Annotated in this window: 11 protein-coding genes and 1 riboswitch; of the genes, 3 read left to right on the forward strand and 8 right to left on the reverse strand. The window is 54.9% G+C overall.

Features of this window, described 5'->3' with window-relative positions; genetic code table 11:
* Window positions 1-329: 329 nt before the first annotated feature.
* Both murI and btuB read right to left on the reverse strand, forming a co-directional pair.
* Window positions 330-1,205, reverse strand: coding sequence for a glutamate racemase (gene murI / locus FCN80_RS21475; protein ID WP_136992395.1), 876 nt, complete (start codon window positions 1,203-1,205; stop codon window positions 330-332).
* On the reverse strand, window positions 1,150-3,030 hold the full coding sequence (btuB, locus tag FCN80_RS21480) for a TonB-dependent vitamin B12 receptor BtuB (protein ID WP_136992396.1): 1,881 nt from the start codon (window positions 3,028-3,030) through the stop codon (window positions 1,150-1,152). The genes murI and btuB overlap by 56 nt, the downstream gene beginning before the upstream one ends.
* Window positions 3,031-3,098: 68 nt before the next feature.
* A riboswitch (cobalamin riboswitch) is annotated at window positions 3,099-3,286 on the reverse strand.
* A 241-nt stretch (window positions 3,287-3,527) separates the two neighbouring features.
* Between btuB and trmA the strand changes: the two genes are divergently transcribed.
* Window positions 3,528-4,646, forward strand: coding sequence for a tRNA (uridine(54)-C5)-methyltransferase TrmA (trmA, locus tag FCN80_RS21485; RefSeq protein ID WP_170975483.1), 1,119 nt, complete (start codon window positions 3,528-3,530; stop codon window positions 4,644-4,646).
* A gap of 214 nt (window positions 4,647-4,860) precedes the next feature.
* Here trmA and FCN80_RS21490 read toward each other — a convergent pair whose 3' ends face one another.
* Window positions 4,861-5,229, reverse strand: a complete 369-nt coding sequence (locus FCN80_RS21490) for a YijD family membrane protein (protein ID WP_136992398.1) — start codon at window positions 5,227-5,229, stop codon at window positions 4,861-4,863.
* An 82-nt stretch (window positions 5,230-5,311) separates the two neighbouring features.
* The gene (gene fabR / locus FCN80_RS21495; protein ID WP_136992399.1) at window positions 5,312-5,956 is read right to left on the reverse strand and encodes an HTH-type transcriptional repressor FabR; all 645 of its coding nucleotides are present in this window, start codon (window positions 5,954-5,956) and stop codon (window positions 5,312-5,314) included.
* Window positions 5,957-6,162: 206 nt separating this feature from the next.
* Between fabR and sthA the strand changes: the two genes are divergently transcribed.
* Window positions 6,163-7,563 (forward strand): Si-specific NAD(P)(+) transhydrogenase, encoded by a 1,401-nt coding sequence (gene sthA, locus FCN80_RS21500; RefSeq protein WP_136992400.1) that lies wholly within the window; start codon window positions 6,163-6,165, stop codon window positions 7,561-7,563.
* Here sthA and oxyR read toward each other — a convergent pair.
* From oxyR to argC, 4 genes are all read right to left on the reverse strand, one after another.
* The gene (oxyR, locus tag FCN80_RS21505; RefSeq protein WP_136992401.1) at window positions 7,546-8,466 is read right to left on the reverse strand and encodes a DNA-binding transcriptional regulator OxyR; all 921 of its coding nucleotides are present in this window, start codon (window positions 8,464-8,466) and stop codon (window positions 7,546-7,548) included. The two genes, sthA and oxyR, sit on opposite strands and share 18 nt — an antisense overlap.
* 261 nt (window positions 8,467-8,727) lie before the next feature.
* On the reverse strand, window positions 8,728-10,107 hold the full coding sequence (gene argH, locus FCN80_RS21510) for an argininosuccinate lyase (protein WP_136992402.1): 1,380 nt from the start codon (window positions 10,105-10,107) through the stop codon (window positions 8,728-8,730).
* Window positions 10,108-10,206: 99 nt separating this feature from the next.
* Window positions 10,207-10,980 (reverse strand): acetylglutamate kinase, encoded by a 774-nt coding sequence (gene argB, locus FCN80_RS21515; RefSeq protein ID WP_136992403.1) that lies wholly within the window; start codon window positions 10,978-10,980, stop codon window positions 10,207-10,209.
* Window positions 10,981-11,009: 29 nt separating this feature from the next.
* Window positions 11,010-12,014 (reverse strand): N-acetyl-gamma-glutamyl-phosphate reductase, encoded by a 1,005-nt coding sequence (argC, locus tag FCN80_RS21520; protein WP_136992404.1) that lies wholly within the window; start codon window positions 12,012-12,014, stop codon window positions 11,010-11,012.
* Between the two features lie 192 nt (window positions 12,015-12,206).
* Here argC and argE point away from each other — a divergent pair, with 192 nt between their 5' ends.
* A complete protein-coding gene (gene argE / locus FCN80_RS21525; protein ID WP_230492848.1) occupies window positions 12,207-13,352 on the forward strand; it encodes an acetylornithine deacetylase in 1,146 nt (381 codons plus the stop codon).
* Window positions 13,353-13,522 lie beyond the last annotated feature (170 nt).

The following is a 13,522-nucleotide window of genomic DNA, read 5'->3' on the forward strand; positions in this document are numbered from 1 at the left end:
CTCTTCAAGACTTGATTTTGTGAATCTATAGGTCTTGCGAGTGCCCACACAGATTGTCTGATAACTTGTTAAAGAGCGTGCGCCGAAGCCTGTCAATCTCACCTGGCGCGGGTTGCGTATAATACGCTTTCCCCTTGAAGAGTCAAGCTTTTAATTCAATCAGTCACAGCAAGATTCAATCGTACTGTACACAGGGTTGATCACTTGAAATTCTTCCCAACCCGGCGCGCTTAACTGCGTAATACCGGTCGGTGGAGGCGCATTATAGGGCCTTCCACCAAGGTGGCAAGGCTTTATTGCATTTTTTTGACTGAAAGTCGAAATATTGCTCAAAGCGAGGTGGGCAAAGATAATCTTTCCAGCGAAAAAAAGCCGTAACGGCGCAAAACCGGCAGCAATGCCGTGGACTGTGGCGAATTCAGGAGACAGTACGCCTTATTGCCATCCATCGAACCGCTGCCGACAATATCATGGGCGATTAGCCAGGCCGCACGCTTTGCAATGGCCTCCCCTGAATCCACCAGCCGAGTCCCGTCCGGTAAAACGGCCTTGAGCTCTTGCGCCAGAAGAGGGAAATGGGTACAACCCAGGACGACCGTGTCAGGGGGTTCGGCCAATCTCAGCCAGGGACGTAGGACTTTTTGCAGTACGGGAAGATCGATGCTTTCGCCATGGAGTTTAGCTTCGGCCAGCTCGACCAACTCGGCGGATCCCAGGGTAATGATCCGGCAATCGCCGGCAAACTTGGCAATGAGATCATGTGTATAAGAACGCTGCACCGTGGCGCGCGTGGCCAAAAGTCCCACGATACCGTTACGCGTCAGTTTTGCCGCGGGCTTGATCGCCGGCACCACGCCGACGATAGGACAGGAAAAGCGCTCGCGCAGCGCGGGCAAAGAAATGGTGCTGGCGGTATTACAGGCGACTATCACCATATCCAGTGGATGTCGCGATTGTACCGCGGCCACGATTTCTACCACCCGTTCAATAATAAACGCCTCGGGCTTCTCGCCGTAAGGGAATGCCTCATTGTCAAAAGCATAGATATAGTGAGGATCCGGCAATAATTCCCTGACCTCGTTATAAATGGACAAACCGCCCACTCCCGAGTCAAAAATCAGAATAGTGGGCTGTTTTGTCTCGCTACCGTCAGAAAGTATAGGTTCCCGTGAAATAAAACTCTCGTCCGGCTGTTTGGTAGCCATAAACTGTCTCGTAATTTTTATCGAACAGATTGGCTATTCTACCATGAACCGTAAGATGAGGGGTGAGCGGATACGACGCTGCGATGTCCCATAAACTGACGCCGCCCATCTTCACCGTTTCATTACTATTGTAATCGGTGTCATAACGCTGGCCAAGATAACGATAATTCAGTGACCAATCGATTTGCGCCACTTGCCAGTCCAATTGATATTTCACCTGTTGCTTGGCGCGACGGACAAGAATCTCATCCGTCCGGGCATCCCTGGCATCCAGGTATTCAAGCGTGAGCCGGTGACGCAATGGCCCGGTATCCCATGACCCCGTCCATTCAACGCCCTTGATGCGGGCTTTGCCGACATTCTGGTAAGTTTGGCTGGCGGTGTCGTAGTCGATGAGATTATCAATATCATTGCGATAAGCCGAAATACGCCAGTCCAGCGGCCCGGTCAGTCCTTCCACACCGCCTTCCCATTGTTTACTCTCCTCCGGATCCAGGTTGGCGTTGCCATAATAGGCGCTGTACAATTGGCCAAGGTTCGGCGCCTTGTATGCCGTGCCGTATGAGCCGATTAACCGGTAACCCTCGATAAATTCCCATGCGGCGCTGGTTTGCCAGGTTCCATGCCAACCGAATTGCGAATTGTCATCACCTCGCACCGCGCCCTCCAACGTTACCGGGCCGAATAATTGCTGGGTTGTGGCATAAATCCCGGTATTGCGCTGTTCATGACCGTCAGTGAGGTAATCAGTGCCGGGTTCGGTGGTCTGCTTTTGCCAATCCAGGCCGGCACTGGCGGTACCGTGCGCAATCCGCAGGGTATTGCCCCATTGCACGTTATATTGGTCGGAATCGTCCAAGGTTGCCGAGTCGGAATAAGGACCGTATTTGGGATCATAGTTATAATCCTTGGTGTGATTATAACTAAACGACAGTTGCGACGCATAACCCCCTTCGCGAAAACGCAAGCCGGTATCATAGGTACGGCTATAGAGTTGACGGGTATCCAGCAAGGCATCGGGATGATTTGGGTCGCTATAGCTATAGTCGCCGTCGTAGGCGGTACGATTGTCAAAACCATAGGTCCGTGCGTAACCGGAAAATCGATCGCTGAAAATATGGTCGACGGCGGCATAAAGGGTTTTGCTCATAAATCCGTCGCGATCCGGTTGGGCCGGATCGCCATAATTGTCGGGCAGATTCGCTTTGACATCAAAACCACGGGTATAAGTATAGTTGCCGGCCACCGTGGCGACGGTGTTTTCGCCCAGGCGCTGCTGGGTCGAGCCGTCATAGGATTGGTAGCCGTGCGACCCCATGCCGGCGCTCAGGGTCGTGCCAGGATGTTCGCGCGTGGTAATGATATTGATCACGCCGCCGATGGCATCCGATCCATACACCGCCGAACGCGGACCGCGGATGTACTCGATGCGCTGCACCAGCGACAGGGGAATTTGGCTAAGATCGACCGAACCGGAAATTCCCGCCTGGTTTAACCTTACGCCGTCAATCAAGACCAGCGCATGGCTGGAATTGGTCCCGCGGATAAACAGCGATGTTTGTTGTCCCAATCCGCCGTTTTGCGCGATATCAACGCCGGGCAGGCGACTCAATGCCTCAGCCACCGAGGTGATTTGGCCACGTACAATATCTTCCCGCGTCACGACACTGGTGGGCGCCAGCACCGAGGATATGGGTTGCGGAAAGCGATTGGCCGAAACGATGAGGGCTTCGCCATTATCATTTTGCGCGTTATTGTCTTGCGCCCACCCAGAAAACGCCGTGGCGGATAATGCCGCCAGTATGATTTTTTTATAGTTGAACATTGATATAGCATCCGATAAATACACAGGATGCCGCAGACTCCATGTTTGATAGCACGCGATAAACAGGATGTTGCGACGATATACCGGCAGGTCTTCGGGCTTGGGATGTGTTGTCACACCAGGCGATGACTTCCCGTCCAAAGACAGTGTCTGCTTTTTGCAATCGCCGTGATTTCCCCTTACCGCTGCGCGTCAGCTCCAGCTTTGCACTGGATTCCCTTTTAACTCCTCGGAGGCCGGAAAATCATCCTACATTTACTGTCATATTGATGTCCATAGAACTCATTGGCTAAGTTTTTAAATTCTCGAGAAATAGACCCGCTTCGCGGCGGCAAAAGCGTCGCTGACGAAATAACCGGGCGAAGTGGATGCCGTCTATACCGATAAAACGACCAGGTAAGCAATCAGCGCTGTATTGCACGACAGCACTGGACTTCGCGGCTTTATCCCCTAAAATCCCCCAATTTGGGCAATAGAAGATAATGACGGGAAACATCATGGATAACGAAACGCCGCCAACCGACAGCTACGAGCGACAACTGACCGAGAAGATTACGCGGCTGAAAACCATGATGGGGATATTTCGCGCGCCGGAAGCGGAAATCCATCCCTCCCCGGCCCGACATTATCGAATGCGCGCGGAATTCCGGGTTTGGCATGAAGATCAGGACCTCTATCACATCATGTTCGATCCGACGACCAAACAACGGATACGTGTCGATGATTTCACCGCTGGCAGCAAGCTTATTAATGAACTGATGAGGGCCATGATGGCGAAGCTGCGTTCCGCTCCGCTTCTGCGCGATAAGCTTTTCCAGCTCGATTATCTCACTACCCTGAGCGGCGAAGCGGTGATCACGCTTATTTATCACCGCCCGCTGGATGAGGAATGGCGCGCCGCCGCCGCGGCGTTGCGGGACGACTTGCGCGCCCAGGGTTTCCGGGTGGATTTAATTGGTCGGGCGGCGAAAACCAAGATTTGCCTGGACCGGGATTATGTCGATGAACGGTTACCGGTGGCCGGACGAGAACTGGTATACCGGCAGGTCGAAAACAGCTTCACCCAACCCAATGCGGCCGTCAACATTCATATGCTGGAATGGGCTTTGTCCGTAACCGATGGCGCGCAAGGGGATTTACTGGAGCTGTATTGCGGCAACGGCAATTTCTCCCTGGCGCTGGCTTGTCATTTCGACCGGGTACTGGCGACGGAGATCGCTAAACCCTCGGTTGAGGCGGCATTACACAATATCGCCGTCAATCATATCGATAACGTACAGGTTATCCGCATGTCGGCCGAGGAGTTTACCCAGGCGATGCGCGGCGATCGTGATTTCAACCGGCTAAAAGACGTCGATTTGGCCGGCTATCGCTGCGAAACCGTTTTTGTCGATCCGCCGCGCAGTGGATTGGATGACGAGACAGTGCGGATGGTGCAGGCATATCCCCGAATTCTCTATATTTCCTGCAATCCGGAATCCTTATGCCGTAACTTGGCGGCACTGACCAAGACACACCGCATAGAGCGTCTGGCGCTGTTCGATCAGTTCCCCTATACGCCACACATGGAATGCGGCGTCCTGTTGAATGCCCACGATAATCCATCGCGGTCCTGATCGCGTCCGTCACCCTGCTAATTCGCGGCACAGGCCGGCGCGTGCCGTATCATCCGCATGCGCCGGTGCAAAAACGCCAGCAAATAACCTTGATCGCCAAACCGGCATTGAAACGAGAAAAACGACCGGCGATGCGGACGTCGCCGCAGGGGTTTGGTCACGGGAAACGGACGAAAAAACAAGAATGAACGATGGCATTGACGGCCGCGAGGCATTAATCGCCGTCTTGTCTGTCGCGTTTGAGGTGTTTCAACTTGCGGCCGATCCAGAACACCAGGATTACCGCCAGGATAGCCGGCACGAAATTGGAGCCGATGACCGGATATTCAGCCCGGATGATGGCGCTATAGAGCAGCAGGCCAAGCAGAAAACTGGCGGCGGCCAGGGACGGGAATCCCTCCGGCATGGCGCGATCCTGGTAATGATAATGCAGGCTATACACGGCCAGGACCAGGGATATGAGGGGGAAGATGGAAAAAGGCACCACGGAACTGAATATGGCCGCAAAAGAGCCATTAAGCGCCAAACCGGCGATCAGCGCCAGGATCAGGGTGCCTTGTTCTCCGAGAGTCTTGTTCGTCATAGCAATCATCCGTCTTACTGACCTACTTTACCAACGTGTCCAAGCCGCCCGCCCCGTGGCTTGCCTTGACCGCCGCCCTTGATTAACGGCTTACGTCGAGCGAAAGCGCGGCCGCCTTTTCTTGTTCCCGACGATACCAGTAAAACGCCCCCTTCGAAATCATACGCAATTGTAAAACAAGGCGTTCTTCCAGTTCACGGCGCTGGCCGGCATTAAGATCCAGCGCTTCCGCGCCGGCGTTAAAAACAATGATAACCATAGCCTCGGCCTGCGCCTCGGTAAAACTGCGCGGCATATGGTTTTCGATTTCAAGGTAATCGGCAAGTTCCGCAATGAAATGTTGAATTTCACGCGCTACGGCGGCGCGGAAAGCACTGGACGTGCCTGAGCGCTCCCGCAACAACAAGCGGAAGGCATTGGGGTTGTTGCCGATGAATTCCATAAACGTGGAAACCGAGGTGCGGATAACGCTGCCGCCCTTGGCAATGCGCTGACGGGCCTGGCGCATTAATTGCCGCAACATCAGGCCGCTTTCGTCCACCATGGTCAGGCCGAGTTCGTCCACATCGCGAAAATGGCGATAAAAGGAGGTGGGAGCGATACCGGCCTCGCGAGCGACTTCCCGCAAGCTCAGACTGGCGAAGCTGCGCTCTGCGCTGAGCTGACTAAACGCCGCTTCTATAAGGGAACGCCGGGTCCGCTCTTTTTGTTGCGCTCTGACGCCCATTTTTCTGTCCAGCCCATAAACCATAAAAACCTACTATAACAAAATTTGTTGCAACCGCGTTGATACAATCTCTGAAAAATCGTAAAACTCCCGTCAAATCCGTATCCTGTAATAACTTGATTAACAAAAACCCATTAAGAATTGGGTTAACCGCGCTACAATGTTACATTAACGTTGTAATATTGTTCTAGAACAGGTTTAATCGCATGCAACCACATTACGACTATGATGCCATTATCATCGGTTCCGGCCCCGGCGGCGAAGGCGCCGCCATGGGATTGACCAAGCAGGGCGCCCGGGTTGCGGTCATCGAACGTTATGATAACGTCGGCGGCGGTTGCACTCATTGGGGGACCATTCCTTCCAAAGCGCTGCGCCAGGCCGTCAGCCGGATCATCGAATTTAATCAAAATCCGCTTTATAGCGGCAACTCCCAACTGCCAAGGGCCAGTTTCGCGGATATTCTCCATCACGCGGACACCGTCATAAAACAGCAGACCCGAATGCGACAAGGATTTTACGAGCGCAATCATTGCAAGATCATTATCGGTGACGCCAGCTTCGTCGATGCCCATACGGTGAAAGTGCGTTATCCGGACAATACCGTTGAATTACTCAGCGCGGCGCATATCGTCATCGCGTGCGGTTCCCGTCCTTATCATCCGGCCGACGTCGATTTCGATCATCCGCGGATATACGATAGCGATTCCATCCTTGACCTAAAACACGATCCGTCGCATGTGATTATTTACGGCGCCGGGGTTATCGGTTGTGAATACGCTTCGATTTTCCGCGGTATGAATGTCAAGGTGGATTTAATCAATACCCGTGATCGGCTGCTGGCGTTTCTTGATCAGGAGATGTCTGACGCGCTGTCCTATCATTTCTGGGAAAACGGCGTGGTGATCCGCCATAACGAGGAATATGAAAAGATTGAGGGCACCGATCAGGGCGTGGAGGTGCATTTCCGCTCGGGCAAGAGAATGCGCGCCGACTGCCTGCTGTATGCCAACGGACGCACCGGCAACACCGATTCGCTGGCGCTGGAGAATATCGGTCTTGAAGCCGACGGACGGGGACTTATCAAAGTCAACAGCATGTACCAAACCGCGCTGACGCATATCTATGCCGTCGGCGATGTCATCGGTTACCCGAGTCTGGCCTCAGCGGCCTACGATCAGGGCCGGATAGCCGCCCAGGTTATCATTAAGGGTCAAGCCAACGTCCAGCTTATCGAGAATATTCCCACCGGGATTTATACTATTCCGGAGATCAGTTCCGTCGGCCAGACGGAGCAAGCCCTAACCATGCTGAAAGTGCCCTATGAAGTCGGACGGGCGCAATTCAAGCATTTGGCCCGGGCGCAGATTGTCGGTATGAACGTCGGCAGTCTGAAAATCCTGTTTCACCGGGATACCAAACAGATACTGGGTATCCACTGCTTCGGCGAACGCGCCGCCGAGATTATTCATATCGGCCAGGCCATCATGGAGCAAAAAGGCGAAGGCAATACCCTGGAATATTTCGTGAATACCACCTTTAACTACCCCACCATGGCGGAGGCTTATCGAGTCGCGGCGCTCAATGGCTTAAACCGCCTCTTTTAGCGCGTCGGCATTCATGTAGGCCTGCATATGGGTGCGAATGGATTCGGCCAATTGTTCATAGCGCGCCCGCAACGGCGAGCCGGGACGGTAGACCAGCGCGACGGTCCGTTTGGGTTCCGGTTTATAGCAGGGTAAATAGCATACGCCGTCACGCTTGCGCTCATGGGGGATGGCCAGGGCGGGTAATAGCGTAATGCCGCTGCCGGCGGCCACCATGTTGCGCAGAGTCTCAAGACTGGTGGCGCGAAAATGCGTATCCTCGTCGGCGCCGGCTTCAAAACAAAAGCCCAGGGCCTGGTCCCGCAGACAATGCCCGTCTTCCAGCATGAGTAATTTTTCGCCGGACAAATCCGACATGGGAACCCGATCGCGATTCGCCCATGGATGGCTGGTATAAACAGCCAGTTGCATCGGCTCATCAAACAGGGGAATTTCGATAAAGGCTTCCGTTTCCTTTACCAGCGCCAGGATGGCGCAATCCAGTTTGCCGCTATCCAATTGCATCAATAGTTGACCGGTTTGCGCTTCGTGCAAATACATTTCCAGTTTGGGAAAAGTTTCATGCAAGGTCGGAATGATATGGGGGAGCAGGTAAGGTCCCACGGTCGGGATCAAGCCAATATGCAACGGCCCGGACATGGATTCTCCCTGCTGGCTGGCCATTTCGCGCAAAATCTTCACCTCGCGCAGGATAGTCCTGGCTTGCTCCACCAGCAATAAACCCGCCTGGGTGAACAATACCTTGCGGCTGGTGCGTTCCAGCAGCATAACGCCTAATTCATCTTCCAATTTGCGTATTTGGCCGCTCAGCGTGGGCTGGCTGACATGACTGGCATCGGCGGCTCGTCGGAAATGACGATGTTCAGCCAGCGCCACCAGATATTCCAGATCGCGAATATTCATTGACATCCTCCTTACCGCGATAGTTCGCGTCGATAGATAGAATAGCAATTAACGATTATCCCTATCAATAGATAATCTTAATTATCTCCACAAGCCCTTGGCCGACGGACGGAACGTTTTTCTGGGAATAGTGGCATGTCATCCCGCCATGACAGCCGCCCACCCTAGCGCGAGTGTGGATGGGAACACGGCATATCAACGGCAATGGGGCAAGACATCTGTGAAAGGGCTTGACGGCCGGCGATACCGGCCGTACCAGGCTTATAGGGAATCGAGACGGCGTTGCGCCTCATCCATGGCCGACGCCACCTGTTCCGGTGCGACGCCGCCTTTGGCGGAACGCTTATCCAGGCAAGATTGCAGCGAAAGCACCGGGTAGACGTCTTTATCGACGACGTCGCTGAACGTTTGCAGCACCGCCAGGGGAAGTTCCTCTAACGCGACCCCAAGCCGGATGGCTTCCACAACCGCCTCGCCGACGATATGATGCGCTTCGCGGAAAGGCACCCCTTTGGCCACCAGGTAATCCGCCAGTTCAGTGGCGTTGGCATAGCCCTGTTGCGCCGCTTCGCGACAACGTACCTCGTTGATTTTCAGGCCGTCCAGCACCAACGCCGCCATATGCAGACAATCCAACCAGGTGTCCAATGCGTCGAACAACCCTTCTTTGTCCTCTTGCATATCTTTGTTATACGCCAGCGGCAACCCTTTGAGCGTCATCATCATACCGGTGAGGGCGCCCTGCACCCGGCCGCTTTTGCCGCGAATCAATTCCAGCGCGTCCGGGTTTTTCTTTTGCGGCATTAAGGACGAACCGGAGGTGACGCGATCAGATAGCTCAACGAACGCCGCCTCGCCGGTATTAAAGAAAATCAGATCTTCCGCGAAGCGCGACAAATGAACCATGCCGATGGCGGCATCGGAAAGCAATTCCAGCACATGATCGCGATCAGAAACGCTATCCAGACTGTTGCGGGTCGCCGAGGCGAATCCCAGCCAGTCGGCCAACTGCTCGCGGTTAATGGGGTAGGCGGTGCCGGCCAGCGCGCCGCAGCCCAGGGGGCTCACATCCAGGCGCCGCAATGTATCGCGCAAACGGCTCTCGTCGCGCGCCAGCATTTCGACATAGGCCAGGCACCAATGGGCGAAGGTGACCGGCTGGGCGCGTTGCAGATGAGTGTAGCCGGGCATGACCGCGTCCTGGGCGCCGCGGGCGGTGTCGATCAATGCCTGTTGTAGCTGGCGTACCGCCGTCAGCAGGTCGGAGGCCTGCATCTTGCACCACAATTTCAGGTCGGTCGCCACCTGATCATTGCGGCTTCGCCCAGTGTGCAGCTTTTTGCCCAGTTGACCGACTTTATCAATGAGCCGCTGTTCCACCCAGCTGTGAATATCTTCCGCATCGCTGGTCAGAATGGCCTGTGGCGCCGCGCGGACCTCTTCCAGAATGAACGAGAGCGCTTCCTCAAGCCGAAGCTGCTCATCCTCGGTCAACACGCCCACGCTCACCAGCGCCTTGGACCAGGCTACCGAACCGATGAGATCCTGCTCGGCCAGCCGATAATCGAACCGCAACGAATCGTTAAATTGCTTGAAACGCTGATCGGCCGCCTGGCTGAAACGTCCGCCCCATAATGCCATATGTCACTCCCTTCGCTGTCGCTTGCCGCACCGCGGCCGTCGCGCCGCGCCATTGAATATGAAACGACCCGTCCGGTTCACGCCGGACGGGACCGGCCCTCAGGCCAGTATGCGGGTGCCGATGGCCGCGCCGTTGAATAGGGCGGGTAACTGATCGGCATGGCGCCAACTGGCGATATCCACCGGTCTACCCAACGTGCGGGCGGCATCCAGCGCCGCATGCACTTTTACCACCATGCCTTCGGTAATGATGCCCTGCGCGATAAGCTGTTCCGCTTTTCGCGCGGTCATTTCAGCAATACGCTGACCTTTACCGTCGAGAATGCCGCTGACATCGGACAGCAGAATCAAATCGGCGCCAAGGGTTTCCGCCAAGGCGGTGGCCGCCTGGTCGGCGTTGACATTCATCAATTCGCCTTCGGCGGTGATGCCGATAGAGCTTACCACCGGCAGATAACCCGCATCCATTAGGGTGTTTAACAACGCCGGCGACCCAGGCTCAGCCTTACCCACATGGCCGAATTTGGCATCCAACGGCGTCACGCCGACGCTGTCGCCGTCGCCCAGGCACAACCCTACCGCCGCAATATCATGCTTTTTGGCCCAGGCAAGCAGCGTCTTGTTGGCCGTGCCTGCCAACGCGCCGGTAATAATATCAATTTGGTCCGCCGGGGTGACGCGTAAACCGTCGATTTTTTTTACCGGCAGCGCCAGTTTTTTCATCAACTCGTCCACCAGGCAGCCGCCGCCATGCACAATGGCCATAGGGCGCCGATACTGGGCACGATAAGTTTCTAAAGCAGTGAACAGTCTTTCCAGCGCTTCCTCGCTATCAAGCAACACGCCGCCGAGTTTCACGATTAACGGATTCATTATTTTTTTTTGCCTCGTTGTCTACCGTTTTACAGAAGCGAAAGGGTCTGGGGGTAACCAAACCGGATATTGGCGCATTGTACCGCCTGTGCCGCCGCCCCCTTCAAGAGATTATCCTCGGCGGCCACGACGATCAGATGATCGTCCTGCATGGCAAAGCCGATATCGCAAAACGGAAGCCCCACCACAGCCTTCAGCGCGGGAACGCCTTTGTCATATAATCTCACCAATGGCTTGTCGTGGTAGGCATTATGGTAGCACTCCGCCACATCTTCCGTCGTAACACCTTTTTTCAGGCGACAAGTGATGGTCGCCAAAATACCGCGTGGGAAATTGCCGAGATGCGGGGTGAAGATCACCGGAATACCCAAATGGGCGGAAATCTCCGGCTGATGCCGATGGGTAAAGATACCATAGGGTTGCAGGCTGACCTCGCAGAAACTGGTGGTCAAAGACGCTTTGCGTCCAGCGCCGCTGACGCCGCTGACCGCATTGATGACCGGCCATTGCCCTTCATCAAGCAAGCCGCTTTGCACCAGCGGTTTCAGTGCCAGTTGCGACGCGGTCGGATAACAGCCGGGAACCGCTATTAATTGCGCCTGCTGCAACGCCTCGCCCTGCCATTCCGCCAAGCCGTACACCGCTTTGGCCAGCCAATCGCCATGTTGATGTTCAAATCCATAATACCGGCTGTAGAACTCGGCCTGGTTGACCCGAAAAGCGCCGGAGAGATCAAACACGACGCAGCCGGCCGCCAGAAAGACCGGCGCCAGATCGTGACTGACCTCATGGGCCGTGGCGAGGAAAACCACATCAACGGTTTTCGCCAATGCCTCGACATCGCCGAGGGGTTGCAGCGGCAAATCCACAATACCTTTGAGTTGCGGATGGAGATCGGAAAGCCGTTTTCCGGCATCGCTGCTTTGCGCCGAAACCGCCAGAGCGGCGATGTTGATGTGCGGGTGACGGTTTAGATAGGCCGCGAGTTCGGCGCCGGCGTAACCGCTGGCACCGACGATCAGCGTATTCAGCATGTCGTTTGTATACCTTATTGATTAACGTTAACAACGAGAAGGGCTCGTAGGCAGCTATTCTCTGTTCACCCGCGGAGCCAAGCGTAGTAGTCTGTTAGGTATCCGTTTACTTCGAGCTCAACGTTAGTGTATTTTTATTCATAATTATTGCATGAATATTGATGCTATTGCAACTTAAGGCTGTCAACAGTGATGACGAAACTCCCCCCTTTTCTCGAGCTGTACCGCGCCCTGATCGCCACACCGTCCATCAGCGCCACCGAACCCGCTCTTGACCAAAGCAACCAGACATTAATCAATTTGCTGGCGGATTGGTTTGGCCTGTTGGGTTTCAAGGTCGAGATCCAGCCGGTGCCCGGCACGCGCAACAAATACAATATGCTGGCCAGTCTCGGCAGCGGTACGGGCGGTCTGCTTCTGACAGGCCACACCGATACCGTACCGTTCGATCAGGGCCGCTGGACCCGCGACCCTTTCACCCTGACCGAGCAGGATAACCGCTTGTACGGGTTGGGGACCGCGGACATGAAGGGTTTTTTCGCCTTTATCCTTGACAGCCTGCGGAATATCGATGCCGCCAAGCTGCAAAAACCACTGTATGTCTTGGCAACCGCCGATGAAGAAACCACCATGGCGGGCGCCAGTTATTTCGCTCAGTCCAGCTTACTGCGCCCTGATTGCGCCATTATCGGCGAACCCACGTCCCTACAGCCTGTCAGAGCGCACAAAGGCCATATGTCCAATGCCATCCGTATCATGGGCCAGTCCGGCCATTCCAGCGACCCGACCCTGGGCGTCAATGCTATCGAACTGATGCACGAAGCCATTTCCCATTTGCTGACGTTGCGCAATACGCTGCAGCAACGCTATCACCATCCGTCTTTTGTCATCCCGTACCCAACCATGAATCTCGGCCATATTCATGGCGGCGATGCCGCCAATCGCATTTGCGGCTGCTGCGAGCTGCACATGGATATTCGGCCCTTGCCGGGACTGACGTTAGACGATCTCAACGGTTTGCTGGCGGAAGCGTTGGCGCCAGTCAGCGAACGCTGGCCGGGAAGATTGACCATCGCGGCGCTCCATCCGCCCATTCCCGGTTATGAATGCCCGCCGGACGGCGCCTTGGTGCAAGTGGTGGAAAACCTGCTGAAAACCAAGACCGAGATCGTGAATTACTGTACCGAAGCGCCCTTTATTCAGCAGCTTTGTCCGACGCTGGTGTTAGGTCCCGGCTCCATTAACCAGGCGCACCAGCCAGACGAATATCTCGATACCGCCTATATTAAACCGACGCGACAGCTACTATCCCAGGTAATTCAACATTTCTGCCTGTAATAAGAACCGTTTGTGCCGTTGCCGCCCGGACAAGCGTTCCGGTTGCGGGTGAATTCGCCCGCAGGGCGGCATTTTCGTCCAAAATAATAAGTATTTCTTATAGTGGGGAAATGTAATTAACTTTCACGAATTACCGTAAACATGCGGTTTTATCGTGTGAAATGATGTCA

This window comes from Martelella alba (assembly GCF_005217455.1).
Classification (GTDB): Bacteria; Pseudomonadota; Gammaproteobacteria; order Enterobacterales; family Enterobacteriaceae; genus Acerihabitans.